This is a genomic window from Asticcacaulis sp. YBE204 (genome assembly GCF_000495855.1).
GTDB lineage: Bacteria > Pseudomonadota > Alphaproteobacteria > Caulobacterales > Caulobacteraceae > Asticcacaulis.
The window spans coordinates 38161-64339 of the sequence record NZ_AWGF01000013.1; the positions used below are offsets into that span (position 1 = coordinate 38161).

Here is a 26179-nt window from a genome sequence, read left to right on the forward strand (position 1 = left end):
CATATCTGCCTTTTTAGCGAGGTGGGTATGGGGCTTTTTCTTTTGAGTGCGCTGGCGCTAGCCATACTTGTCGTTCTGTGTTTTCCGGAAACATCGCTGGCCAAAAGCTTGCGGCGGCACGTGTTTAACAAGGCCGCGGACGCTTTGAACCGGATGACACTACCCAAACTGATTTTCATTCTGGCCTTGGTCGCCGGGTCGTTTGTTTTCGCCTACGCCTTTCCCGTGGAAATCGCGCTTCTGGCGGCAGGCGATATGGCCGCCTATGTCGAAGTCATGGCAGCGGTTATGCTGATGAATGCAGGTACGCGCCTGAACGCAACCTTCGTGCATCTGAAAGCGACTATCCTGAGCCGTTTCAAAACTATTACCGGCGTTGTTCGCCTTAAAACCCATCGGACGACGCGCGCTGTGCGGCTGCAAATCCGGAAAGTAAGGATTACGCGTGACGACAATGAAGACCGACCTTTATCTGGTCCATGGGCGATTGCCGCGTAAGGGCTGGGCGGCCTTGATAGCCCAAGTCCCGTTGAGATTGCGGTTCAGTTCCATCGCCCCCAATCGGTCGAAATCCGCCGCCGTGATGCGGTTGACGCCCTTGCAGGACTCCGGCCACGACTCGATCGCGCTGCGGATTACGACCAGCTTTGCTGACCGACACAGGGCTTCCAGATTTTCAATTTTGGGCGGCTTTTTGCCGAACGCGAAACCCACGCTGTAGGGTGCTGTTTGTGTCGGTATACAGACATAGCTTTTGCACTGATAATCCTGCATCAATCGCGTCTCTTCCGGTGTCAGGGAATAGCGCTTGACCCATTGTTCATAGCCATATTGCTGAACCTTCGCCCTCAGTGCATAGGCCTTGCCGTCGATCTGAACCGCCGCATTAGCAGCCTCGGCATGCAGCCAAAGATCAGGCGCTTTTTCGCGCGGCCAATAGAGGATGGCTAGTGCCGCGATCATACCCAGCCAGCGCGCCTTACCGCGGATCAGACACAACCACAAAACTCCAGCGAACGACAGCAATAGCGCGATGTCCGGTGGGCTCGATACGGCGGCGACCGCTCCCGGCAGATGCGCGACGAACCCGGCGATGCGGTCGATCAGCCATAAACCCCATCCGGCCAGCCACAGAAACGGCGTACCCAAGGGCGTCGCACTGAGCGCGGTTCCGACCGCTAACCCCGGCATTATGACAAAACCGGTGATCGGCGCTTCCAGCAGATTAGCGATAAGGCCGTACATCTGAGCGCGATTGAAATAGAAAATGCCGAACGGCGTGGTCGCCAGACCGGCCACGGTCGAAGCCACAATCGAGATCCATATCCCCCGCCAGAACCCCTGCCATGCCCTTACCCACCACGGCACGCTGAGTTCTTTGGGTACGGACGGTAGGCTTTCCGAAAGCGCCAATAACGCTGCCGTGGCGCAGAACGACATCTGAAAGCCCGGTTCGAACACCGCTTCGGGCATCAGGCACAGCACCACGATGGCTGCGAGCGCCAGCGCTCGCAAACTCAAAGCCCGCCGGTCGAGCAGGATGGCCCCGAAGGCGACGATGGCGACCACGGCGGCGCGGATGGCCGGGGCGGGCGCACCGGAGATCGCCAGATAGATCATTACCGCAAAGATGCCGAACCCTGCGGCCCATTTCTTGATCGGATAACGCAGGGCCACAGCCGGGATCAGGGCCAGTCCCGCGCGGCAGGCGAAGAAGGCAAAGCCTCCGACGATCGCCATATGCAGACCTGAGATCGACAGGATGTGCGCCAGTCCGCTGTCGCGCATATCTTCGACCAGTTCAGGTGCCAGATAAGCCTGATGACCGGTCACCAAGGCGGCAGCAAATCCACCTAACCGCGTCCCTTGTCCGGCCTGACCGTCGAGGACGCTAACGATATGGCGCGTGATCTGCCACCGCCATTGGTTCAGCGTTACCATACCTTTCAGCCGCCCCGACATGGGCGGTGCTTCGATTTGCACGACCTTCCCCGGCACGAAGCCGACACCGCCGATGGCATCGAACCACGCCGTCCGCGCATAGTCGAATCCGCCGGGGATATTCGGCGCGGCGGGCGGATTGACGATGGCAAAGGCGCGGATGGCCTGACCGGGCGCGATACCCTCCGGCACCTGACGCAGACTGAGGCGCAACCGGATCGGCGTCTCTCCCGGTGACAGACCTGACATCTTCAACGGCGCAACGAGCAGACGCGGCGTATCGGTGTCGCTGCCGATGACGTCGATCACCACGGCCTCGATGCGGAACTGGGTTTCTACACCCGATAGCACCGGTGCGGCCACGCGTTCCGTGCGCACCCTGCACACCGCAAAACCCACCGCGAAGGCGAGAAAAAGCCATGCAATATTTGTCACATATGGCAATGCGCCAAAACGCCGGACACCCCAAACCAATGCCGCGCAAACCACCACAAACCCTAGCGCCATCCACAGGGCCGGTTCGAATTTCAGACTGAGATAAACCGCGCAGCCGCCGCCCAGCGCCACCGGCATCCACAGGATCAGGCGACCCGCCTGTGCCGACACGGCGTCACGCGCCGCCTCACTCAGCCATTCTCGCACAGACGCCACAGAAAAATTCACCGCTCCCCCGCCACGCCCCCTGTTATCCCCGCTCAGGAAGCGTATAAGGGCGCGTCTTTACTATCATATGGCTTTTTACGTGACGCAACCCGTAGTTACCCGCTTCGCTCCCTCGCCCACCGGTTACCTGCATATCGGCGGGGCGCGCACGGCCCTGTTCAACTGGCTGTACGCCAAACATACCGGCGGCCGTTTCCTGATCCGCATCGAGGACACCGACCGCGAGCGCTCGACGCAGGCCGCCGTGGATGCCATCTTCAAGGGCCTCGACTGGCTGGGGCTCAATACGGACGAGCCCATCGTCTTTCAATCGACCCGCGAAGCCCGCCACAAAGAGGTCGTACAGCAGCTTTACGCGAGCGGCTACGCCTATGCCTGTTTCATGACGCCGGAAGAGACCGAGGCCGCGCGCGAACTGGCCAAGGCCGAGGGCCGCGCCCTGCGGTCTATCTGGCGCGACCGTACGCCGGACGCCGACCAACTGGCGCAACCGCACGTCATTCGTTTCAAAGGTCCGCTCGACGCGCCGCTGATCATCGAAGACGCGGTGCAGGGCACGGTGCGCTTCAACACCAAGGATATGGACGACCTGATCCTGCTGCGCACCGACGGCACGCCGACCTATAATCTGGCGGTCGTGGTCGACGATCACGACATGGGGGTCACCCATATCATCCGCGGCGACGATCACCTGAACAACGCCGCCCGTCAGAGCCTGATCTATCAGGCCGCTGGCTGGGACGTGCCGACCTTCGCCCATATCCCGCTGATCCATGGCCCGGATGGCGCCAAACTGAGCAAACGTCACGGCGCGCAGGCCGTCGGCGATTATGAAGACCTCGGCTACCTGCCCGAAGCCATGCGCAACTATCTGGCGCGGCTCGGCTGGTCGCACGGCGACGACGAAATCTTCACCGATGCGCAGATGATCGACTGGTTCGACGTCACCGGCATCAACAAGGCCCCCGCCCGCCTCGACTTCGCTAAGCTGGCCCATGTCAATGCCCACTGGCTGCGCGAATGCGCGCCGGAGCGTCTGACGGCGCTGGTCATGGACGTGCTGCGGACGCGTGGTGATGTGCCGGATCACGCCGAAAACATCCTCATGCGCGCCCTGCCGCAGGTCGTGGAGCGGGCAAAAACGATTCCGGAACTGGCAGATTTATGTGCCTTTGCACTGGCGAAAACCGATTTCACTCTTGACGAAAAGACGAAAAATCTTCTGACTGAGGAAACTTTACAACGGCTGACGCGACTTCACGAAAAGTTGTTAAGTCAGACAAATTGGGACGCTGACTCTCTGGACCAATTGTTGAAAAAATTCGTTGAAAATGAACAGGTTGGCTTCGGAAAGGTAGGTCCCGTTTTGCGCGGAATCCTGTCCGCCGGACAACCTGCACCTGATATTTCGCGTACTTTAACCGCCCTAGGACGTGACGAGTCTCTCGCCCGTCTCAAGCAGGCTCTTTTCATTTAGTTTGGCACTTTATATAGCAGGTGCAACGAAAATGCCGTTTGCATTGCACACAAAAGATCAAGAGGTAAGCACTTCATGACCCAGAACACTCCCGCGAAGATTACCGTCGGCGAACAGGTCATCGATCTGCCGATCATGAAGGGGACGCTTGGCCCGGACGTGATCGACATCCGTAAGCTTTACGCCCAGTCCGACGCCTTCACTTACGACCCCGGTTTCACCTCGACCGCGTCGTGCGAATCGAAGATCACCTTCATCGACGGCGACAAGGGCGTGCTGCTGCACCGCGGCTACCCGATCGATCAGCTGGCCTCGCAATCGAGCTTCCTTGAGACCTGCTTCCTGCTGCTGCACGGCGAACTGCCGACGGCGTCGGAATACGAAGAATTCGAAAGCACCATTACCCGCCACACCATGCTGCATGCGCAGTTCGACCGCTTCTTCGACGGTTTCCGCCGTGACGCTCACCCGATGGCGATCATGACGGGTGCTGTCGGTGCCCTGTCGGCCTTCTATCACGACAGCCTCGACATTCAGGACGCCAAGCAGCGTGAAATCTCGGCCCATCGCCTGATCGCCAAGATGCCGACGATCGCCGCCCGCGCCTTCAAATACAGCGTCGGCCAGCCCTTCGTTCATCCGAAAAACAACCTCAGCTACGCCGAAAACTTCCTGCGCATGTGCTTCGCCGTCCCGGCGGAGGACTATGTCGTCGATCCGGCGCTGGTCCGCGCCATGGACCGCATCTTCATTTTGCACGCTGACCACGAACAGAACGCCTCGACCTCGACCGTCCGTCTGGCCGGTTCGTCGGGCGCAAATCCGTTCGCCTGTATCGCCGCCGGCATCGCCTGCCTGTGGGGTCCGTCACACGGTGGTGCCAACGAAGAAGCGCTGAACATGCTGAAGGAAATCGGCACACCCGAGCGCATCCCTGAGTTCATCGCCGGCGTCAAGGATCGCAAGTACAAGCTGATGGGCTTCGGTCACCGCGTCTACAAAAACTACGATCCGCGCGCCAAGGTCATGCAGACCTCGGCCTACGAAGTGCTGGCCGCCACGGGCCGTGAAAACGACCCGCTGTTCCTCGTCGCCAAGGAACTGGAAGCCGTAGCCCTGAACGACGAGTTCTTCATGGAGCGCAAGCTGTTCCCGAACGTCGACTTCTATTCGGGTATCACCCTGTCGGCCATGGGCTTCCCGACCACCATGTTCACCGTGCTGTTCGCTCTGGCGCGCACCGTGGGCTGGATCGCCCAGTGGAAGGAAATGATCGAGGATCCAGGTCAGAAGATCGGCCGTCCTCGTCAGCTCTATACCGGCTCCGCCGCCCGCGACTTCGTTCCGGTGTCCCAACGCGGTTAATCGCTGCATCTGCCAAAGAAAACCCGCCGGAACGCTCCGGCGGGTTTTTTATGTCTCCGATCTGGGGCGCTTTTGTTCGACCCTCATCAGAGGTTTCCATATCTCGTCGTCGCGCATATCCCACAGGCCTGACAGTGTTTGACCGTCGTTGCCGAAGCGTCCGTCGAAGCGTTGAACCGCGCCGCTTATCGTCCAGCGGCAGCCGTCGAGTTGTGCGGTGAAGTCATTGACCGATCCGTCGGCGTCGTAGCTGCGCGTGGCATAGACGCCGTCGCCTCCCAGCGATATGATTTCAAGCGACCGCAGCCTTTGACCGTTCATGACGGCATCGACGTCATGAAACAGGAAAAACCGATTGGCCCAGCGGTAACTGTCCGTGGCCGAAGATACCTCCCCCGCGCTGCCGTCGGCGTTCACTTGGGTAATCGTCGTGTCCCAACACCAACGAGGATGTTCAACCGGTGCAGGTCGGGATGGCGTGACATCAGGCTTTGCCCGCGTCTTCGAGCCCTAGTCGCGACGCTTCGATTCTCAGCGCCTTCTGAGCCGCGCCGAAATGCGCCGAACCACCACCATCGCAGTTATAAAGAATGGACACCGTCACCTGCTCGTCGAGGAAGCTGCGCAGGTGCCCGGTAAAGCCGTTGATACGGCCACCGTGGGTACAGTATCGGTGATTATCGAGCGTCCCGACCCCCAGTCCGAACCCGTAGTTCAGCGGTTCGGTGCCGCCTTCGCGTTCCCACGCCGGTTGCCCGTTACGCAACAAGGCCGGACTGAGCATGGCGTTCAGGCTTTCGGTCTTAAGCACCTTGCCGCCCAGAAGCGCGGCGTGCCACTGGCACAGGTCTTCGCTGGTCGAACGCATGGCCCCGGCCCCACTGAGGAAGCTGGGGGACACCGGTACGTTTGGATTAAAGCCGCGGCCCGAAGGCGTATAGCCACGCGTTGCCGTATTGGCCACCGCACAGCTACGATCAATCGTCGTGTGGACAAGGCCCGCCGGTTTGAACAGGTGCTGTTCGCAAAAATCCGCGAAGCCCATACCCGACATCTGCTCGACGACGATCGACAAAAGCGTGAAGCCGGAATTGGAATAGGCCCAGCCGAGGCCCGGACCGAAGCGATATAATGGCTTTCCGGCCCGGATCAGTTTCAGAACGTCATCCGCCGTGTAGTCGCGGTTCTGGGCCTCGGTTAGTATCGCCATGTCCTGTCGGTTGACGTAATCGCCCATGCCGGAGGTATGGCTCATCAACTGGCTAAGCGTGACTTCGCCAGCGCGCGGAAAATCGGGCAGGAAACGCGACAGGGTATCGTTGACGCTCAATAACCCCCGCTCCTGCAATAAAAGGATGGCGGCGGCGGTAAATTGCTTGGTAATCGAAGCGATGCGCAAGGTCGTCTGCGGCGTAACGGTATCGCCGGTGTCGATATTGGCGATGCCGAAGCCTTTGGAATAGAGCATCACGCCCTTGCGCATGACGCTGAGGCTCAGGCCGGGCGTCAGGCGCGTATCGATCAAAGTCCGGGCCATGGCGTCGAGGGTAGGCCAGTCTTTCAGCAGCGGGGTCTTTGGCTTGGCGGCAAAGGTCGGCAGTTCGATCGGCACAACTTTCAGCACGGCGCTGCCACCGAGCGAGGCCAACCCGGCGACCACAGCGGCGCGGCGCGTAAATCCCCCCTGTTTTTGCCTGGGATCAAACATCGGTGCTAAATCAAACCTTGGCCCGATGACGGCGGATCACATCGTGCGCGTCATCAGAATCCTATGGGAACAATGGCTTAATGTAATAAGCTATGGGAAAGTTTCAACCTAATTGGTTACCTTGGGGTTAACATTCAGGTGATCCAGAACGGCCGCGGCGGCCAGTTTTGCCGGGGCCGGTTGCCCCCGCCCCATCAGATCAAGCGCGGCAAACTGTTCCTCGCGCTGGGTATCGCGTAAGGTCTTGTCGGTCAAACGTGCATCGACGGCGGCGACCAGATTATCCACCGAGCAATCGTTCTGGATGAACTCCGGCGCGACTGTTTTGCCTGCCATGATGTTGAACAGGGTCACGTGGTTGAGCGGCGAAATGTGCTTGAAGATAAAGAAGGTAAGGGGTTCGACCTTATAGGCGATGACCATCGGACACCCGGCCAGCGCCAGTTCGGTCGAGACAGTTCCGGAACAGGCCAGTGCCACGGTCGCCGCACGCATGGCCGACAGTTTATCGGCTTCATCCTCGATCAGGGTCACGGGGATGGTCAGACCAGCCAAACCTTCATGCACCAGACCACGCACGGTATCGGCGACCGGCATGACGAATTTGAGGGCGGGATGTTCGGCAGCGAGGCGCTCCAGCGTGCCCCGGAACGTCGGCATCAGACGCCGGATCTCGGACGGACGGCTGCCCGGCAGCACCAGCACGAACGGATCGTCGGCGCCGAGGCCCTGACGCGCACGAAAGTCTTCCGGATCGGCTTTGGAGAAATCGACATTCAGCGCCGGATTGCCGACGACGACGGTTTGCAGCCCCTCTTTTTCAAAATAGGGCGCGTCCATCGGATGCAAGGCCAGAAGCAGATCAACGCTTTGCGCCAAGGTCTTCGCGCGACCGGGGCGCGTCGCCCATACCTGAGGGCCGACATATTTGATCAGCGCCACGTCGGGCATGACGGCGCGAATGCCATGCGCCACGCGCAGGGTGAAACCCCAGGAATCGATCAGGATTACCGCATCGGGCTTTTCGCGTTGAGCCAGAGCCACCGTATCGGCCACCCGCGCCTTGACGCGTTTATAGGCCTTGAGCCCCTCGACCATACCGAGGATCGACAATTGCGCGATATCGAACGGGCTCTCGATCCCCAGTTCGGCCATCTGTTTGCCGCCGACGCCGAAAAAGGCGAGCGGCATTGAGGACTGCGCCTGCAATTCGCGGATCAGCCCGGCCCCCAGCGTGTCGCCGGACGCTTCGGCGGCCACGATCATTAGTTTAAGGGGCGTGACCATAGATAAACAATCCCAACTGTGCGGCACGGGCATAGGTCCGTGCCTTGTCGACGACCAGCAGCGCCCCCGCCTGACCGACAATCCCTTCCAATCCCGCCGCCGCCGCCGCCTCGACTGTCTGGACACCGATTGTCGGCATGTCGAGGCGCAGATCCTGTATCGGTTTGGCGACCTTGGCCAGCACACCCTTGCGCGCGCTCTCACGACCGATCAGCACCGGCGACAGGGTCTGAATACGCTGCAACAGCGCGTCCGTGCCCTCCTGTGCCTCGACCGCCAGCGTGATCTTGCCCGCTACAACGACCGCCTGCCCGATATCGAGCGCGCCGATGGCGTTGGCGATACGGAAGGCTTCGTTGACGTCGTCAAGCGCCGCCGCCGAAGGTTCGGGCCCGGCCTGAACGCCGTTGTCGAGCAGCAGTTCCGGATTGGCCTCGTGCGCGCCCTCTATGGCATAGCCCTGAGATTCAAACACCCGGGCAACTTGCCGCAGGAGCGAATCATCGCCGCCGCGTCCGGCCTGCTGGATCGACGGCAGGTGCGCCGCACCGCCTTCGTCGCGCTTCAGCGTATCGAAGTCCGGGCGTTTGACGTAGCCCACCATGCAGACGGCCTTGCAGCCTTCCTGCGCCAAAGCCACGAAAATCTGCTGGAAGTGGCCGATATCGATGTCGTGGCCGGGGTGAGCGCTCAGCTCCTCATCGGCCAGTCCTGCCAGACGGATGATGCAATAGTCGCGCCCCGAGGCTTTCAGATAGCGCGCGATTTCCACCGGCGCCAGTCCGCCCCCGGCGATCAGACCCAGCTTGGTCATTCGACAGGCAGGCAGATGGGACGGTTGGAGTCTTCGCGGATGAACTGAACGATTTCAACCACCTGAGGAATATCGCTGAAATTTTCCAGCACGTCGTCGAGACGCTCCTGAAACGTGCCTTCCGGCGCGAACATCATGCGGTAGGCCGTGCGCAGCGCCAGAATCAGATCGCGCGAAAATCCACGACGCTTGAGCCCGACCAGATTCAGACCTTCGAGGCGCGCGTGGTTGCCCCACACCGAACCGTAGGGAATGACGTCCTTGGTCACCATCGCCGCGCCGCCGACAAAGCTGTAACGGCCGATGCGCGCGAACTGATGGATGCCGCACAGGCCGCCAAGAAACACGTAATCGCCGACCTGGACATGGCCGCCCAGCGAAGCATTGTTGGCCAGAACGACATTGTTGCCGACGACGCAGTCGTGCGCCACGTGACTGCCGACCATCAGCAAACAGTCGTTGCCGACCGTCGTCACGCCGCCGCCCTTGACGGTACCGGTGTGCATGGTGACGTGTTCGCGAATATGGTTGCGCGCGCCGATAATCAGCCGTGTGTCTTCGCCCTTGTGCGCCAGATGCTGCGGCGTACCGCCCAGTACGGCAAATGGATGGACGATGGTGTCTTCACCGATTTCGGTATGGCCTTCGATGACGACGCTGGATTGCAGCGTCACGCGATCCTTGAGGACGACCTGAGGCCCGACGATGGACCACGGCCCGATCGTGACGCCTTCGCCCAGGGTCGCACCGTCGTGGATGATGGCGGTCGGGTGAATGCTCATTGCGGGTTCTCGACAACCATGGCGGCGAACTCGCATTCACAGCATATCTTGCCGTTGACATAGGCCTTGCCGCTGAACTTGAACACGTCACCGCGATGACGCGTTACCTCGACATGCATGCGCAGCTGATCGCCCGGACGGACGGGGCTGCGGAACTTCACGCCATCGACGCCGAGGAAGAAAATGGTCTTGCCTTCGACCGAAACCTCGAGCGATTTCGACATCAGCACGGCACCCGTCTGACCCAGGGCTTCGATGATCAAAACGCCCGGCATGACCGGGTTTTCAGGGAAATGCCCCTGAAAGAACGGCTCGTTAAAGGTGACATTCTTGATGCCGACCATGCTCTTGTTCTTTATCCACTCCTCGCCCCGGTCGATGAGCAGGAAAGGATAGCGATGCGGAAGTCGCTTTAAAACCTCGGCATAGCCTACGGCGATACCGGTTTCAGCTTCAGGCGCATTTTCGATCGTCATGGTTCCGTTTAACCCTTGTCTTTGGAGGACGCAGCCTTGGCCAGCCAGGCCGATTCGCGCAGAAACTGCCGCGACGGCTTGGCCGGAAAGCCCGACCACATTTGTCCCGGAGGGACATTCTTGAACACAATAGCACCGGCGGCGACCTTGGCCCCCTCGCCGATTTCGATATGGTCAATGACCCCGGCCCGACCGCCGAACATGGCACCGTCGCCGATTTGCACAGACCCCGACAGGCCCGAATGCGCCGCCACGATGACGTTACGTCCGATCTTAACGTTATGGGCGATTTGCACCATATTGTCGATCTTCGTAGCTTCGCCGATGACCGTGTCATCGAACGCCCCGCGATCGACGCAGGTCCCCGCGCCTATCGACACGTCGTCCTGAAGGATGACCCGACCCAGTTGCGGCACATCGATCAGGCCCAGCTTGTCACCCGATACGCCGAACCCGGCTTCACCGATGCGCACGCCCGACGACAAATGCACCCGGTCGCCGATCAAGGCGCAATAGATGGTGGAATGCGCCCCGATCAGGCAATCGCGACCGATGGTGCAGCCCGGTCCGATGACCGTATAGGCTTCGATGCGCGATCCGCGCCCGATTTCGACATTCTGCCCCACCACGACGCCGACGCCGAGGCTTACCCCGTCCTCGATCCGTGCCGTCGGATGAATGGCCTGGGAACCGTCGTGAACCTTGGGCGTATATAGCCTGGCCGCCAACCGCGACCACGACGCCTGAGGCGAGGCGGTGACCAGTGGAATGGAATGCGGCGGCACATTGTCTACGTCGGCCGAACAGACAAAGACATATTCCGCGTGGGTTTTTTGCAGATTGAGAAGGTAACGGCGGTCGCTGAAATAGGAGGCCTTGCCTTTACCGGCGGCCGACAACGGCGCGCAGCCGGATACGAAGCCTTCGGCCTTGCCAACCGAAGCGAAGGTCAGGGCCGCGACCTGATCCAGACCGATCCGCGCCCCCACGTCGAAAAATCTCAGATCGGGCATGCCCCGTGATGTCCTGATATCGTTTGTAAAACCGGTTTTATCCGGACTTTAAAAACGGTTGAGCCTTGTCCAGACAAATGGCTTCGCACATTTTTGGACAAGGCTCAAGTTTTGGGCTCAAGTTTTTGAAACACGTTTGAACGTGTTTTAGCGGTGCGGGTATTAGCCGCCCTGTTGCTGGGCGTCTTGCTCGGCCTTGGCTTTCAGCAGCTTCTGACGATCGGCTTCCGGCAGGACGACGCGCTTGATGTCGACGGTGGCCTTGGAGTCGTCCAGTTTCTTGATGACGTCGCCGGTGATGTCCATCGCCGGGTTGGCGAACAGGACGGCCTTGCGGTCGACCAGCACACCGCAGTTCTTGGTCTCATAGACCGACGACAGGACCGGACCGACCTGCTGGGCGATCAGGACATTGGCCTGCTGCTCGGTGCGGCCCAGTTCCTGATTGACGATAAACGCCTTGTCCTGGAACGCCTTGGCCTTGGTGTAGAAGGCCTGAGCCAGGGGCTCGAACTTTTCCTTGGTCAGGGTCTTTTGCTGAGCGGCAAGGCTGGCGCGTTCCTTTTCGAGCGCGGTCACGTCCGGACCCAGTTCGGCTTCGGCCTGCTGGTTGATCTGCTCAAGGCGCGTAGCGGCGGCCTTGGCGATGGCGGCGTTGGCCATGACGGCTTCGTTCGAATAGACGCAGACGCCGGCGATCACCGGACCGGGCTTGGTCTGCGGCTGCTGGGCGGCCGGGGCCTGAGCCGAGGCCGCCGACGCGAGAACGAGCGCCGAGAGGCCGCAGACAGTGATCAGAAGTTGCTTTTTCATGGTGTGGGAACTCTTCATCCGAAGTAGATTAGAACTGGGTCGATTGTGAGAAACGGAAGGTTTCGGTCTTGTCGTAGTCTTCGCGCTTCAGGAGCTGGCTGATATCGAACTGGATCGGCCCCATGGGGGATTTCCAGCGGATGGTGATACCTGCGGCGGCCCGCAGCGAGAAGTCGTCCTTTATGTAGTCCAGACGCGCACCGGCGACGCACGAGCCGGCGGCAGCCTGGGTAGCGCTGCAATATTTCAGACGGTCGTCGACACCGCCCATGGTACCAAAATCCACAAACAAAGCGGTTTTAAGGCCGTATTGCTCAGGCAGACCGTTGGGGATACCCAGTTCGACCGTGCCGATGGCGTAGGTTTCCCCGCCCAGCGAATAGGTCGAGCTGGTATCGCGCGGACCGATACCGGCATTTTCAAAGCCGCGGAACGTGGTGCCCCCCTTGAAGAAACGATCGTTGATGCGGATCGAGTCACCGTTGGTCGGCGTGATGTTCCCCGCCAGACCCTGAACGTGGAGGATCATATCCTTGCGGAAGCCGTGGTACCAATGGGCTTCAAGTTCCGAGCGAATATATTTCGAATCGCCCCCCAGACCGGCGAAATCCTGACGCAGGATCGTCTGCCAGCCGCGCGTCGCCATGACGTAATCGTTGCGGCGGTCGAAGGACAGGGTATAGCCGACGCTCGATGTCACGCCGTTGCCGCAGGAATAGAGCAGGTCGTCACAGGCCGAGGACGTGGTCGTCGACAGTTCGTCGTTGCGCAGGTTATAGCGCAGACGCAGGATCGAATAGCCGTTGAGGCTGTAACCCAGACGCAGGCCCGCGCCATTGGTCTTGGTCGAATAGCTTACGCCTTCGTATTCGTAGGAACTCGAGAAGATGTCGATACCCGCCGAAATGTCGCGGCCCATGAAATGCGGCTCGGTGAAGGACAGGTCGACGTTCTTCTGAATCGAGCCCAGCGAGACGCGCGCCCGGACGTTCTGACCGCGGCCACGGAAGTTGCGCTCGGTGATGCCGACGTCGAGAATGAACTTTTCGTAGGACGAGAAACCGGCCCCGAAGCTGAGTTCGCCCGTCGGCTGCTCGGTCACCTCGACGCGGATATTGGTGCGGTCGGGCGCTGAACCCGGCGTTTCCTTGATGTCCGCTTCCTTGAAGAAGCCGAGCGCGTTGACGAACATCTTGGAGCGTTCGATCAGGGCCTTGTTATAGGCGTCGCCTTCGGAGACCAGCATTTCGCGACGCACGACGCGGTCCAGCGTGCGGGCATTGCCCACCACGTCGATCTTGTCGATATAGACGCGGGCACCTTCGCGGACGTTGAAGGTCACGTCGACGGTCTTGCTTTCGGCATTGCCCTCGTCGCGCGGACGCACGTCCACGAAGGCGAAGCCCGCCTGCCCCGCCGCATAGGTCAGGGTGTCGACCGACTTTTCGATCAGGTCGGCTTCGTAAAGCTGACCCGGCTGGATCGGCAGGATGCGCGCCAGGTTTTCACCGTTGAGCTTGTCGTTCTCGGTCTTCACCGTCACGCGGCCGAAATTGTACTTCTGACCTTCATCGAGCGTATAGGTGATGACAAAGTCCTTGCGGTCCGGCGTCAGTTCGGCCACCGCCGAGACGACGCGGAAATCGTAATAGCCGCGGTTGGTGTAGTGCTTCTTCAACTGCTCACGGTCGTAATCCATACGGTCCGGATCGTAGTTGTCGTTCGAGGAGAAGAACTTCCACCACAGCGACTTGCGCGTCACGACTACACCGGCCAGTTCGTTGTCCGAATAGGCCTTGTTGCCGACGAAGTTGACGTTTTCGACGCCGGTCTTCACGCCTTCGTTGATTTCAAAGATCAGGTCGACGCGCTTTTGCGGCAGTTCGACGATCTTGGGCGTGACGGTCGCCGAGATGCGGCCCGACCGGCGATAAAGCTCGATGATGCGCTGAACATCGGCCTGAACCTTGGCCTTGGTGAAGACGCCGCGCGGGCGGATCGTCACTTCGTCGCGCAGCTTGTCCTTCGACAGGGCCGAATTGCCCTCGAAGACCACCTGGTTGATGATCGGCGCCTCGACGACGCTGACGACCATTTCCTGACCGTTCATGACGATCTGCACATCGGAGAACAGCTCGGTGCGGAACAGCGTCTTGACCGACTGGTCGATCAGGGCGTCGTTGACGGTCTGCCCCACCTGAATCGGCAGGTAGGAAATGACGGTAGCGGCGTCGATGCGCTCATTCCCCTCGACCTTGATGCGGCTGATCGTAGCGACCTGCGGTGCGGGCGCCTGTTGCTGCTGTTCGGCCGGCGGTGCGGGCGGCGCTTCCTGCGCCATGACGGGCGCGGCGGCGGCCAGAAGGGCGAACAGGCTGACCGAAGCCGCCAGCGGACGGAAGGTCTTCGGCGTAGGGAGGTTATGGCTGAGCATAAAGTTCTGGATCCGCTTTATATGTTGGCAGTCGTTTGTGCAGTGTCGGTAGAGGGAAATCGCGGCACGACCGCTAAACCCCGTGAGTATGGAGACGGTTTATGACGGTCATGAGAACAGTCCCACTATAAATCTGTTGAACCCGGTACGGTTAAGGTCATTCCATGTAGCGAACAACATCAATCCTAACAAGGCCACAAGGCCGAATCTGTAGCCCAGCCCCTGTATGGTGGCATTGAGCGGTTTGCGCGCGATGGCCTCGTAGGTGTAAAACACCAGATGACCACCATCGAGCACCGGGATAGGCAGCAGGTTGACGAACCCGATGCCGATCGAAATGAACCCCGCAAACTGAAGCATGGTAAAAGCCCAGTTCGCCACCACCAGAGCCGGGTCAGCCTTCACGCTCGCCGCGGCGGCGGTCATGTCACCGGTCGCCTTGGTCATGCCGATGATGCCCGAAAGCTGGTCGCCGTTTTCTTTTCCTGTGAAAATGCGGCCAATATAGGTCAGCGTCGTGTCAAGCACGTTCCACGTCTTTTGCGTCCCCAGCCACAAGGCTTCGTGAGGCCACAGGGCGCGCGGCTTGCCATCGCCGATCTGTACCGCCAGTCGACCGGCATAGGTCGGCACGGGATCGGTAGGCTTGGAAATCAGCCGACGCTCGGGCGTAATCACAAGGCTCACCGGTTGACCGTCGCGCACGAGATCGATGCGGGTCGGTTCGTCACCGCGCATGGTAATCAGCATAATGACGTCTTCGGAGGACTTGATGGCGCGCCCGTCAATGCGGACGATCCGGTCATTGACCTTAAGGCCGCCGCGCACCCCCGGTCCATTGGCTTCGCTGAACCCCATGACCGTGCCGGGCGACATGCCCTTGCCCACGATCATGAAGACCACGGCAAAGATAACGATCGACAGCGCGAAATTGGCCATAGGACCGGCCAGCACGATCAGAAAGCGCTGCCATACCGGCTTGAAATGGAAATAGGCCTTTTCGGCCCCTGCCCCTTCACGCTGGGCAATGGCGAGGCGCGCTTCCTGCAATTCTTTCTCATCCGGTGACATGGAAGACACATGTTCGTCGCCGGCAAACTTGACATAACCGCCCAAAGGCAGGGCGCTGAGGCACCATAGCACGCCGTTTTTGTCGCGTCGTGACCAAAGGATCGGGCCGAATCCGACGGAGAAGCGCTCGATCTTCGTTTTAAACAGGCGAGCCACGCTGAAATGTCCCAGTTCGTGAATCGTCACGATCAGTGAGATCAGCAGAAGGAATGTCGGAATTCCCAACAAAATTGTCATTTAATATCCGTACCTTGTCGCCACGTTTTCACCCCGCGCTTACGCCGTGGCCGCCTGGGATACGTCGAATGCCCCGCAGCGTCCCGCCAGTTCGGCGCGTGTCTCCGCGTCCGTAAGCAATATTTGCCCGATATCATGGCCTAAATTTACTGTTAAGGCCATAGAGCGCGATTCCGCCTTCTTCATGGCATGGGCCACGGCCTCGGGAATATCGAGGAAACCGATGCGTCCGGCAAGGAAAGCCTGCACCATCACTTCGTTCGCCGCGTTGAAAACGACCGGCATCAGGCCACCGATCATCAGGGCCTCGCGCGCCAGCCTGAGCATGGGAAAAGCCTCCTCGTCCGGCGCGTCGAAGGTCAGGGTGCCGATGGCGCGCAGGTCAAACGCCGGGGCTTTCCACGGATGGCGGTCGGGCCAGCCGAGGCAATAGGATATCGGCACGCGCATATCCGCAGGCCCCATCTGAGCGAGAGTCGAGCCGTCGGTATATTCGACGAGGCTATGCACGACCGACTGCGGATGAACAAGCACGTCGATTTGCGACGCGGGCATATCGAACAGATAGGCCGCCTCGATCAGTTCCAGCCCCTTGTTAGCCAGCGTCGCGCTGTCGATGGTGATCTTGGCACCCATCGACCAGTTGGGGTGTTTCAGGGCCTGTTCGCGGGTGACGGTTTTGAGGTCTTCACGCGTCCTGCCCCGGAACGGCCCGCCCGACGCCGTGAGGATCAGTCGGCGGATATGGTCGCGTTGCGTCGTCTCGAAGACCTGAAAAATAGCATTGTGCTCGGAATCGACCGGCAGGATGCGCCCGCCCGCCGCCTCGGCGCGCTCGATCAAAGCGCGGCCGCAGCAGACGAGGCTTTCCTTGTTGGCCAGAGCGATGGTCGCCCCCGTCCCTGCTGCCGCCCAAACGGGTTTAAGTCCGGCGATGCCGACGATAGCGGCCATGACCCAGTCGGCCTGACGCGCCGCCGCCGTTTCAACCGCGTCTATTCCACAGGCGATCTCGATGCCCGAACCACGCATCAGGTCCTGAAACAGCGGCCATTGGGCCTCGTCGGCAATGACTGCAACGGCTGGACGGAATTTCAGCGCCTGCTCAGCCAGAAGCGCGGCATTACGTCCCGCGCACAGGGCTTCAATCGTGTAATCCACACCCGGCATCAGGGTTTCTTCAATCAGGTTGAGCGTCGAGACCCCGACCGAACCGGTCGAGCCGAGGATGGATATCCGTCTCATAGCTTCGTCCCCAGCATGACCAGCCAGCGGATGCCGCCAATGGCGACGATGGCGAACATCAACCCGTCCACGCGATCGAGCAGACCGCCATGGCCGGGGATCAGCGCGCCGGAATCCTTGACGCCATACCGGCGTTTCAGCATCGATTCCCACAGGTCGCCACCCATGGTCGCAAAGGCGACCAGCAGTCCGACGATCAGCGCCGCCGTATTGGACTGGAAAAGGTCCGTCAGGTCGGCCAGAGCACCCGAGGTCAGCATCCCCGCAATCATGCCGCCCGCAAAGCCCGCCCAGGTCTTGTTCGGCGAATATTTAGCCCATAACTTCGGTCCACCGATCAGCTTGCCGAATATATAAGCCGCGCTGTCCGCCGCCCAGGCGATGAGAAACGCGAAAAACACCCAATAGACGCCGTTGTGGGTTTCCCTAAGCCAGATCAGGACCAGAGCGGGCCAGCCGATATAGAAAGCCCCATAGGCCGCATCGAGGTACGGACCTTTGAGACGGCGAAAATAGAGGCCCGCACACACGGTTCCGAAGCTCAAAACCGCAATGCCCGCCACGATGTTCGACAGATAAACCGTAAATACCGCTGAAAGTACCGCCAAGGTGATTGCCACTGCCATGCGGTTGGGCCATTTCGGTGCCGCCATGGCCGACCATTCAAGGCTGAGAAAGGCCACACCGACGCTGATCAACAGCAGGAACGGCCAGCGGCTCAGGCCAAACGGCAGATTTAGTTCACCCATCCAGATGATGCCCAGCACCGTCGGAATAAGCACGGCGGCAGACGCCACGCGAAACAGCAGTTCGCGCGAGGATTTCTTCGGTTTGAGTGTCGTCGACCCGGTATCAGGCTGGGACATGACCCGCCTCGACCGCGCCGAAACGCCGCTCACGCCGGTAATAGATGTCCAGCGCCGCCTTCAGGGCATCGCCGTCGTAGTCGGGCCACAGGATGTCCTGAAAAACGAACTCGGCATAGGCGGCTTCCCAGAGCAGGAAATTCGACAGACGATGTTCACCCGATGTACGGACAACCAGATCGAGCGTCGGCAAACCGTGCGTTGACAATAATCCGCCGAAATTTTCCGGCGTCAGATCGTCCACACGCGCGGCACCTGACTGTACCTGCGCCGCAAACGTCTTCGCCGCCTCGACGATATCGGCCTGAGCCCCATAGTTCAGGGCGACCTGAAGGAAAAAGCGCGAATTATGCTTCGTGCGTTCGTGGGCATCGTGAATGCAGGACAGAATATCCGCGGGCAGACCGGCCTGCTGACCGATGATGCGGACGCAGACCCCGGCGCGCTCCAGACGGTCGAGATCAGACTTGATGAAGGCCTTGAGAAGCCCCATCAGGTCGGAAACTTCCGCCGCCGGACGACGCCAGTTCTCGGTTGAAAAGGCGAACACCGTCATGTGGGTAACGCCCAGATCGCCCGCCGCCGTGATCGTCTTTTTCAGCGCGTCGACCCCGGCCTTGTGCCCGAAGGTGCGCATCTGATGGCGCGCCTTGGCCCAGCGGCCGTTGCCGTCCATGATGATCGCAACGTGAAGCGGCGCGCCTCCTGCGGGCGCGGCCTTACCTTCGGCGATATGGTCCGGCCCTGAGGGCATGAACGCGACTTCCCTTATGACGTGATGACAGGCAGGTTCAGGGAAATCCTAGACCTGCATGATCTCCGCTTCCTTGACCTTGAGCAATTCGTCGATGCGCTTGATCGCTTCATCGGTGAACTTCTGCACTTCGGTCGTCATCTTCTTTTGTTCGTCCTCGGAAATAACCGAGTCCTTTTCGGCCTTTTTGAGGTCGTCATTAGCGTCGCGACGAACATTGCGTACGGCCACGCGCTTTTCTTCGGCATATTTGCCGGCGATCTTGGCCAGTTCCTTGCGGCGCTCTTCGGTCAGCGGCGGGATCGGCACGCGCAGGGTCTGACCGTCGGTGATCGGGTTGAGGCCCAGACCGGCGTTGCGAATCGCTTTTTCGACCGGCGTGACCAGACCCTTGTCCCAGACATTGACGCTGATCATGCGCGGTTCCGGCACCGATATCGCGGCGCAGGACAGGATCGACATCGACGAACCGTAAGCGTCGACCATGATGCCTTCCAGCAGGCCCGACGAGGCGCGCCCGGTGCGCAGACCGCCGAAGTCTTCCTTGAGCGACAGCACGGACTTGTCCATGCGATCCTTGAATTTATTGAGTTCGGGTTTGCTCATTGTATGTCTCTGCTTAAGTATTTGGCAGTTGGAGCGGCCTCAGGCCTGCTCGGAAATAACGGTGTGAACGCCCTGACCGGTGATGACTTTCTTCAGAGCGCCGGGCTCGCGAATCGAAAACACGACGATGGGAATATCGTTTTCGCGCATCAGCGACACGGCGGACGCATCCATGACGCGCAGATCTTTGGACAAAACATCCATATAGCTAAGGCGTTCATAACGCTCCGCCGAAGGGTCTTTTTTCGGATCGGCGGTATAGACGCCATCGACCGATGTGCCCTTGAACAAAGCATCGCAGTTCATTTCCGCCGCGCGCAGGGCCGCCGCCGTATCGGTCGTGAAATAGGGTGCGCCCGTACCGGCGGCAAAGATCACTACGCGGCCTTTTTCGAGGTGACGCATGGCGCGGCGACGCACGAAGGGCTCGCAAACGGCATTCATCTGGATCGCCGACTGCACCCGCGTATCGACATCGAGCTTTTCAAGCGCGTTCTGCATGGCCAGCGCGTTCATGACGGTCGCCAACATGCCCATATAGTCGGCGCTGGAGCGTTCCATCCCAACCGCCGCCTTCGACAGACCACGGAAAATATTACCGCCGCCGATAACCAGGCACAGCTCTACGCCCATGCGGGCGACCTCAGCCACCTCTTCGGCCACGGCCTTGACGGTGTTCATGTCGATGCCGAAACCCTGCTCGCCCATCAGCACTTCGCCCGAAATTTTCAGGAGGATGCGTTTGTAGGTCGGGCTGGCGTCGGTCATGGGTACTCTCAAAAGTCAGGCTGGGGGTGAATCAAACCAGATTGGCGGATGGTCTAAACCAGTTTCTTCTCTTTGAACAGAGAAAGGGCGCAGACACCCTGCGGTGCTGCGCCCTTAAACCGTGCTGAGATCAAAAGATCAAGCGTTACCGCTCATCATCGAAGCGACTTCGGCGGCGAAATCGTCCACCTTCTTTTCCACGCCTTCGCCGAGAGCGAGACGGGTGAAGCCGGTGACGGCAACGTCGGTGCCGAGCGTCTTGGCCGTGTCGGCAATCAGTTGCTTCACGGTCTGATCCGGGTTCATGACGAAGGGCTGCTCAAGCAGAACGACTTCGCGCTGGAACTTCGAGATCTGACCGTCGACGATCTTGGTGATCATCGCTTCCGGCTTGCCTTCTTCGCGCGCCTTTTCCGTCAGGATGGTGCGCTCACGCTCGACCGCCGCCGGGTCGAGGTCGTCGGACGACAGCGACAGCGGCTGGGTGGCGGCGATGTGCATGGCGATCTTGCGGCCCATGTCGTTCAGAGCTTCGACATCGCCCGCCGATTCGACGGCCACCAGAACGGCGATGCGGCCGAGGTTCGGCGCGATCGCGTTATGGATGTACGAAGCGACAACGCCTTGCGAGACGGTGTGCTTGGCCATGCGGCGAACGACCATGTTCTCACCGATATTGGCGATGAGGTTGGTGATTTCGTCGTTGACGGCTTCCTGAACGGCTTCCGGAGCGTCGGCCGCCAGACCGGCCTGAGCGGCATTGCGCGCCAGGTTCTGGAACAGCTCGTTACGCGACACGAAGTCGGTTTCGGCGTTCACTTCGACGGCCACCGAGGTCGTGCCGTTCGAGGCGACGGCCACGAGGCCTTCAGCGGCGACGCGGTCGGCCTTCTTGGCAGCCTTGGACAGGCCCTTGGTGCGCAGCCAGTCCATCGAGACTTCGACATTGCCGTCGTTCTCGGACAGGGCCTTCTTGCAATCCATCATGCCGGCGCCGGACTTTTCGCGCAGTTCCTTAACGAGTGCAGCAGTGATTTCCGCCATGGAATCCTCCATAAATCTTAAAAAGCTAAACCCTCGGCGGCTCCTTAGCCCGAGGGTGTGACAGGTATGTAAAGACGGAGCCTGATTTACTCAGGCTCCGCTTTTAGCGTCCCTGAGTAAATTAGGCTTCGCTGGCTTCTTCAGCGAGCAGGGCCGGCTCGACCGGAGCTTCCGAAGCACCGAGATCGATACCCGAAGCCGACTGACCGGCGGCCAGACCGTCAAGGACGGCGTCGGCGATCAGGTCGCAATACAGTTGCAGCGCACGGGCGGCGTCGTCGTTGCCCGGAACCGGATAGGTGATGCCGTCCGGATCGGAGTTCGAGTCGAGGATGCCGATCACCGGGATATTCAGCTTGCGGGCTTCCTGGATGGCGATCGATTCCTTGTTGGTGTCGATCACGAACATCAGGTCGGGGATACCGCCCATGTCCTTGATGCCGCCCAGCGACAGTTCCAGCTTCTCACGCTCGCGCGTCAGGGTCAGCAGTTCCTTCTTGGCGCGGCCCGACGGGTTGTCGAGGACCTGCTCCAGCTCGCGCAGACGGGCGATCGAACCGGAAATGGTGCGCCAGTTGGTCAGCGTGCCGCCCAGCCAACGGTGGTTGACATAGTACTGAGCCGAACGCTTGGCAGCGACCGAAACCGGACCGGCGGCCTGACGCTTGGTGCCGACGAACAGGACGCGGCCACCGTTGGCGGCAACTTCACGCACCTTCAGCAGGGCCTGATGGAACAGCGGCAGGGTTTGCGACAGGTCGATGATGTGGATGTTGGAACGCGAACCGAAGAGGTAACGCTCCATCTTCGGGTTCCAGCGGTGGGTCTGGTGACCAAAGTGCGTGCCGGCTTCAAGCAGGGCGCGCATAGACAGTTCAGGCATAGCCATGTGAATCTTCCTTTTTAATTCCGATAGACCTCCGCGGACAAAAAGCACCGGCAAAACCGGAACCTCGGAACGGTTGAACGTCAAAACCGTCTTTGAAACAAAGACGATAAAGACGCCCACCCGCGCATCCGCGTGTGAGATGGTGCGCAACTAGGCACAATCGACGATAAAATCAAGCGATTTTAGGCTGATCGGCCAAAAAGTGCGGCACCTTGGGTTGATACTGCGATGGAAGGCAACCCGATACAGATGAAACGGCTTTTAAATCGTCTCTTCTATACATCCTCGCAATATAGGACGCCGTTCATTGATTTCAAGGCACCGCGCAGGCTCGCATCAAGGCGATAGCGATTCGGCATCTTGAGTTCGATTTCGTGACCGTCGATTTCACTGAGGAGCGTAATTTCACCGCCCTGCCCCCGTGCATTATCCAGTTGTGCCTTAAACGCCTCAAGATCGAACCCGCGTGGCGTGACCGTCAGGCGCAGTCCCATATCGTCGGTCTTGAGATTACCGGCCAGCGGATCGGCGGACTCGCCGAAGAACCGCACCTCGCCATCAGCCCCTTTGCAGCGGACCTTGAGCAGGATGGATTGACCGGGTTCGAGGTTTTCGCGGCATTTGCGCAGAGCTTCGGGCTGGAACAGAACTTCGTACTCACCACTGGGATCGGACATGGTGACAAAGGCGAACTTCTCACCCGTTCGCGCCGAGGCCCGCTCCTGACGGCGACGCACAACCCCCGCCATGCGGAACGCTTCGCGACCTTCCTGCGCCAGAGCGACCGCCTCGGCATAGAGGGTGACCTTGCGACGTTTGAAAACATCGACCATGTCCTGCAACGGGTGGCCGGAAAGGTAGAAGCCGACGGCATGAAGCTCTTCGTCCAGTGCGTCCGGTCCGGACGCCTTGGGGATATTGGGCAGGCGCGGTCGTGACGAGTCATTCGAGCCAAATAGGCTGACCTGCGCCGAGGCGCGTTCCGCTGCCATGCTTTGCGCGTGCGCGATCAGCAGGTCGGCAGATTGAACAATTTGGGCGCGGTTGGGATGGATCGAGTCGAAGGCCCCTGCCCGCGCCAGATTTTCGATAGCGCGTTTATTAACGGCCTTGGGGTCGATCCGTTCAAGAAAGTCGAACAGGTCCTTGAACGGGCCGCCTTCCTTACGGATGGAAACGACCGACTGCATGGCTTCGAAGCCGACATTGCGCACCGCGCCGAGGGCGTAAAGCACTTCACCGTTTTCAACGTCAAAATCGGCCATGGAACGGTTGATGTCAGGCGGACGAATGGTCACGCCGAATTGCCGGGCGTCCTGATAGAAGACCGCCAGCTTATCGGTGTTGGCGATATCGAGACTCATGTTGGCCGCGAAGAATTCAACCGGGTGATTGGCCTTCAACCAGCCGGTTTGATACGAAATAAAGGCATAGGCGGCGGCGTGCGACTTGTTGAAGCCATAGCCTGCGAACTTGTTGACCAGTTCGAAGATCGAGTCCGATTGCTTTTCGGGAACGCCCTTCTCCTTAGCACCGGAAATAAATCTTGCTTTTTGCAAGTCCATTTCCTCTTTCTTCTTCTTGCCCATGGCGCGACGCAGAAGATCGGCTTCACCAAGGGAGTAGCCCGACAGGATCTGGGCGATCTGCATCACCTGTTCCTGATAGATGATGACGCCGTAGGTCTCTTTGAGCACCGGTTCGAGGCTGGGGTGCAGCATGTCGATATCGGCACGACCGAATTTGCGGTCAACATAGGTGTCGATATTGTCCATCGGGCCGGGGCGGTAGAGCGAGATCAGGGCGGTGATTTCCTCGATCGAGCCGCAGCGCATCTTGCGCAGGGTGTCGCGCATGCCCTGGCTTTCAAGCTGGAACACACCGATCGACTGACCCGAGGCCAGAAGTTCGTAAGTCGTCTTATCGTCCAGCGGCAGGGTCGAATAGTTGACGTCGATGTCGCGCTTTTTCAGATAGTGCCAGGCACGGTTCAGGGTCGTCAGGGTCTTGAGGCCGAGGAAGTCGAACTTGACCAGACCGGCGCTTTCGACCCATTTCATATTGAATTGCGTCGCCGGAATATCCGAACGCGGATCGCGATACAACGGCACCAGTTCGGTCAGGTCGCGGTCGCCGATCACAATACCGGCGGCGTGGGTCGAAGCGTTACGGTAAAGCCCTTCCAGCTTGAGCGCCGTATCGAGCAGCTTGGCGACGGTTTCTTCCTCGTCGCGGGCCTCCTTCAGGCGTGGTTCGATTTCCACGGCCTGCGCCAGCGTCGTCGGGTTGGCCGGGTTATTCGGCACCATTTTACACAGACGATCCACCTGCCCTAGTGGCAATTGCATCACCCGTCCGGTATCGCGCAGCACGGCGCGGGCCTGAAGCGTACCGAAGGTGATGATCTGCGCCACGCGATCGCGGCCATACTTGTCCTGAACGTAGGTGATGACCTCTTCACGGCGTTCCTGACAGAAGTCGATATCGAAGTCGGGCATGGACACCCGCTCCGGATTGAGGAAGCGCTCGAACAACAAACCAAACCGCAGCGGATCGAGGTCGGTGATCAGCAGCGACCACGCCACCAGTGACCCGGCCCCGGACCCCCGGCCCGGCCCGACCGGGATGTCGTGCGCCTTGGCCCATTTGATGAAGTCCGAAACGATCAGGAAGTAACCGGGAAAACCCATACGCTGGATGACGCCGATTTCGCGTTCCAGCCGGTCCCAGTACTCCTGTTCCGGAAAGGCCGGTTCGACTTGACGCAGACGTTCCTTGAGCCCTTCACGCGCCTGAAAGGCCAGTTCTTCGTTTTCGTTCCGCCCGGCCCCGGTATCGAAGCGCGGCAGAATCGGATCGCGTTTGCCGACCAGAAAGGCGCAGCGTTTGGCGATCTCGATCGTATTGTCGCAGGCTTCGGGCAGGTCAGCGAATAACTCGCGCATCATGACCGCCGGTTTCAGCCAGTGGTCCCTGGTCACCCGGCGGCGGTCGGCGACGCCCATGAAGGTACTGTCGGAAATGCATAGCAGGGCTTCGTGAGCCTTGAACATGTCGCGGTCGGCGAAATAGACATCATTGGTGGCGACCAGCGGCACATCGTGTTCGTAGGCGTATTTGACGAGGCCGGTTTCCGCCTCGCCGCCGCGCACGCCACCGTTGGCGCTGCCGTCATGACGTTGCAGTTCGATATAGAAGCGATCGCCAAACGCCGCTCGCATGTCGGACAGCGCCGCCAAAGCTTCATCGGCGCGGTTTTGTTTGAACAGAGGATCTATGGGGCCATCAGGACCGCCCGACAACAGGATCAGGCCTTCGGTCCGTTTAACCACTTCTTCCCACATGACATGGGGCTCATCGGTGGCCTCGATATCGACATAGGCCTTGGACGATAGTTCGGTGAGATTGAGATAGCCCTTTTCGTTCTGAACGATCAGAACGATGGTCGGGATCTTGGCCCACTTGTCGGAAAGCATCCCGCCAATGCCCTTGACCGGGATGGCGGCGGCGACGATCGGCTGAACGCCAGTGTCCTTGCAAATCTGCGAAAATTCGAGCGCGCCGAACAGATTGCCGCGGTCGCAGATGGCGATGGCCGGCATGTTGGCCTTGGCGGCCAGCTTGCCCATGTCGTAGGCCTTGATCGCGCCTTCGAGCAGGGAATAGGCCGAGCGCACACGCAGGTGGACAAAACCGTTTTCGCTCATAACCGCAACCTCATCCTATACGACGGGCAGTCTCAGGCGATTCACCCGATCAGCATAGCCACCTGACAGACGACAACGACAAAAGCGGCAACGGCGGCGAAAGACAAGATGTTATGAACGGCCAGCATGGTTTCATCCCCTGAATTGAAAAGATGTTAATTCATGCTTTGTTCTGTATTCCCCATTTGTTCCACGCGCAAGCGGAATTTATGCACACCG

At 59.9% G+C, this 26179-nt stretch carries 22 protein-coding genes; 3 read left to right on the top strand and 19 right to left on the bottom strand.

Annotation, left to right across the window (positions count from 1 at the left end; genetic code table 11):
* Positions 1 to 27 precede the first annotated feature (27 nt).
* Positions 28 to 498, top strand: coding sequence for a hypothetical protein (locus tag AEYBE204_RS34885; RefSeq protein ID WP_023463267.1), 471 nt, complete (start codon positions 28 to 30; stop codon positions 496 to 498).
* Here AEYBE204_RS34885 and AEYBE204_RS34890 read toward each other — a convergent pair.
* Positions 469 to 2592, bottom strand: coding sequence for a ComEC/Rec2 family competence protein (locus tag AEYBE204_RS34890; protein ID WP_035442211.1), 2124 nt, complete (start codon positions 2590 to 2592; stop codon positions 469 to 471). The two genes, AEYBE204_RS34885 and AEYBE204_RS34890, sit on opposite strands and share 30 nt — an antisense overlap.
* 91 nt (positions 2593 to 2683) lie before the next feature.
* Between AEYBE204_RS34890 and gltX the strand changes: the two genes are divergently transcribed.
* Positions 2684 to 4081: a glutamate--tRNA ligase gene (gene gltX / locus AEYBE204_RS34895; RefSeq protein WP_235068243.1), complete on the top strand. Its 1398-nt coding sequence runs from the start codon at positions 2684 to 2686 to the stop codon at positions 4079 to 4081.
* Positions 4082 to 4156: 75 nt separating this feature from the next.
* Complete coding sequence (gltA, locus tag AEYBE204_RS34900) at positions 4157 to 5446, top strand: citrate synthase (RefSeq protein WP_023463270.1); 1290 nt, start codon at positions 4157 to 4159, stop codon at positions 5444 to 5446.
* A gap of 48 nt (positions 5447 to 5494) precedes the next feature.
* On the opposite strand, the gene AEYBE204_RS0120630 is transcribed toward gltA, so the two are convergent.
* The 18 genes from AEYBE204_RS0120630 to dnaE all read right to left on the bottom strand — a co-directional run bounded on the left by AEYBE204_RS0120630 (position 5495) and on the right by dnaE (position 25960).
* Positions 5495 to 5863 (bottom strand): hypothetical protein, encoded by a 369-nt coding sequence (locus AEYBE204_RS0120630; RefSeq protein WP_023463271.1) that lies wholly within the window; start codon positions 5861 to 5863, stop codon positions 5495 to 5497.
* Positions 5864 to 5930: 67 nt separating this feature from the next.
* A complete protein-coding gene (locus AEYBE204_RS34905) occupies positions 5931 to 7154 on the bottom strand; it encodes a serine hydrolase (RefSeq protein ID WP_031231188.1) in 1224 nt (407 codons plus the stop codon).
* A 108-nt stretch (positions 7155 to 7262) separates the two neighbouring features.
* Positions 7263 to 8441 (bottom strand): lipid-A-disaccharide synthase, encoded by a 1179-nt coding sequence (gene lpxB, locus AEYBE204_RS34910; RefSeq protein ID WP_031231190.1) that lies wholly within the window; start codon positions 8439 to 8441, stop codon positions 7263 to 7265.
* A complete protein-coding gene (locus AEYBE204_RS34915) occupies positions 8425 to 9255 on the bottom strand; it encodes an LpxI family protein (protein ID WP_023463274.1) in 831 nt (276 codons plus the stop codon). The genes lpxB and AEYBE204_RS34915 overlap by 17 nt, the downstream gene beginning before the upstream one ends.
* Positions 9252 to 10037, bottom strand: coding sequence for an acyl-ACP--UDP-N-acetylglucosamine O-acyltransferase (gene lpxA / locus AEYBE204_RS34920; protein ID WP_023463275.1), 786 nt, complete (start codon positions 10035 to 10037; stop codon positions 9252 to 9254). The genes AEYBE204_RS34915 and lpxA overlap by 4 nt, the downstream gene beginning before the upstream one ends.
* Positions 10034 to 10513, bottom strand: a complete 480-nt coding sequence (gene fabZ, locus AEYBE204_RS34925) for a 3-hydroxyacyl-ACP dehydratase FabZ (RefSeq protein WP_023463276.1) — start codon at positions 10511 to 10513, stop codon at positions 10034 to 10036. Before fabZ ends, lpxA begins: the two co-directional genes overlap by 4 nt.
* An 8-nt stretch (positions 10514 to 10521) precedes the next feature.
* On the bottom strand, positions 10522 to 11526 hold the full coding sequence (lpxD, locus tag AEYBE204_RS34930; protein WP_023463277.1) for a UDP-3-O-(3-hydroxymyristoyl)glucosamine N-acyltransferase: 1005 nt from the start codon (positions 11524 to 11526) through the stop codon (positions 10522 to 10524).
* Between the two features lie 162 nt (positions 11527 to 11688).
* The gene (locus AEYBE204_RS34935) at positions 11689 to 12339 is read right to left on the bottom strand and encodes an OmpH family outer membrane protein (protein WP_023463278.1); all 651 of its coding nucleotides are present in this window, start codon (positions 12337 to 12339) and stop codon (positions 11689 to 11691) included.
* A 28-nt stretch (positions 12340 to 12367) separates the two neighbouring features.
* A complete protein-coding gene (bamA, locus tag AEYBE204_RS34940) occupies positions 12368 to 14773 on the bottom strand; it encodes an outer membrane protein assembly factor BamA (RefSeq protein WP_023463279.1) in 2406 nt (801 codons plus the stop codon).
* Between the two features lie 108 nt (positions 14774 to 14881).
* Entirely contained in the window at positions 14882 to 16081 is a 1200-nt protein-coding gene (locus AEYBE204_RS34945; RefSeq protein ID WP_023463280.1) for an RIP metalloprotease, read from the bottom strand.
* A 39-nt stretch (positions 16082 to 16120) separates the two neighbouring features.
* On the bottom strand, positions 16121 to 17326 hold the full coding sequence (gene dxr, locus AEYBE204_RS34950) for a 1-deoxy-D-xylulose-5-phosphate reductoisomerase (RefSeq protein ID WP_023463281.1): 1206 nt from the start codon (positions 17324 to 17326) through the stop codon (positions 16121 to 16123).
* On the bottom strand, positions 17323 to 18192 hold the full coding sequence (locus AEYBE204_RS34955) for a CDP-archaeol synthase (protein ID WP_023463282.1): 870 nt from the start codon (positions 18190 to 18192) through the stop codon (positions 17323 to 17325). Before AEYBE204_RS34955 ends, dxr begins: the two co-directional genes overlap by 4 nt.
* Positions 18179 to 18946 (bottom strand): polyprenyl diphosphate synthase, encoded by a 768-nt coding sequence (uppS, locus tag AEYBE204_RS34960; RefSeq protein ID WP_023463283.1) that lies wholly within the window; start codon positions 18944 to 18946, stop codon positions 18179 to 18181. The genes AEYBE204_RS34955 and uppS overlap by 14 nt, the downstream gene beginning before the upstream one ends.
* A 48-nt stretch (positions 18947 to 18994) precedes the next feature.
* Positions 18995 to 19552 (bottom strand): ribosome recycling factor, encoded by a 558-nt coding sequence (frr, locus tag AEYBE204_RS34965; RefSeq protein WP_023463284.1) that lies wholly within the window; start codon positions 19550 to 19552, stop codon positions 18995 to 18997.
* Between the two features lie 39 nt (positions 19553 to 19591).
* Positions 19592 to 20320 carry a UMP kinase gene (gene pyrH, locus AEYBE204_RS34970; RefSeq protein ID WP_023463285.1) on the bottom strand — a complete coding sequence of 243 codons (729 nt, stop codon included), beginning with the start codon at positions 20318 to 20320 and terminating at the stop codon, positions 19592 to 19594.
* Positions 20321 to 20458: 138 nt separating this feature from the next.
* Positions 20459 to 21364, bottom strand: a complete 906-nt coding sequence (gene tsf, locus AEYBE204_RS34975; RefSeq protein WP_031231200.1) for a translation elongation factor Ts — start codon at positions 21362 to 21364, stop codon at positions 20459 to 20461.
* A gap of 121 nt (positions 21365 to 21485) precedes the next feature.
* Entirely contained in the window at positions 21486 to 22253 is a 768-nt protein-coding gene (gene rpsB / locus AEYBE204_RS34980) for a 30S ribosomal protein S2 (protein ID WP_023463287.1), read from the bottom strand.
* A 275-nt stretch (positions 22254 to 22528) separates the two neighbouring features.
* Complete coding sequence (gene dnaE, locus AEYBE204_RS34985) at positions 22529 to 25960, bottom strand: DNA polymerase III subunit alpha (RefSeq protein WP_023463288.1); 3432 nt, start codon at positions 25958 to 25960, stop codon at positions 22529 to 22531.
* Between the last annotated feature and the right edge of the window lie 219 nt (positions 25961 to 26179).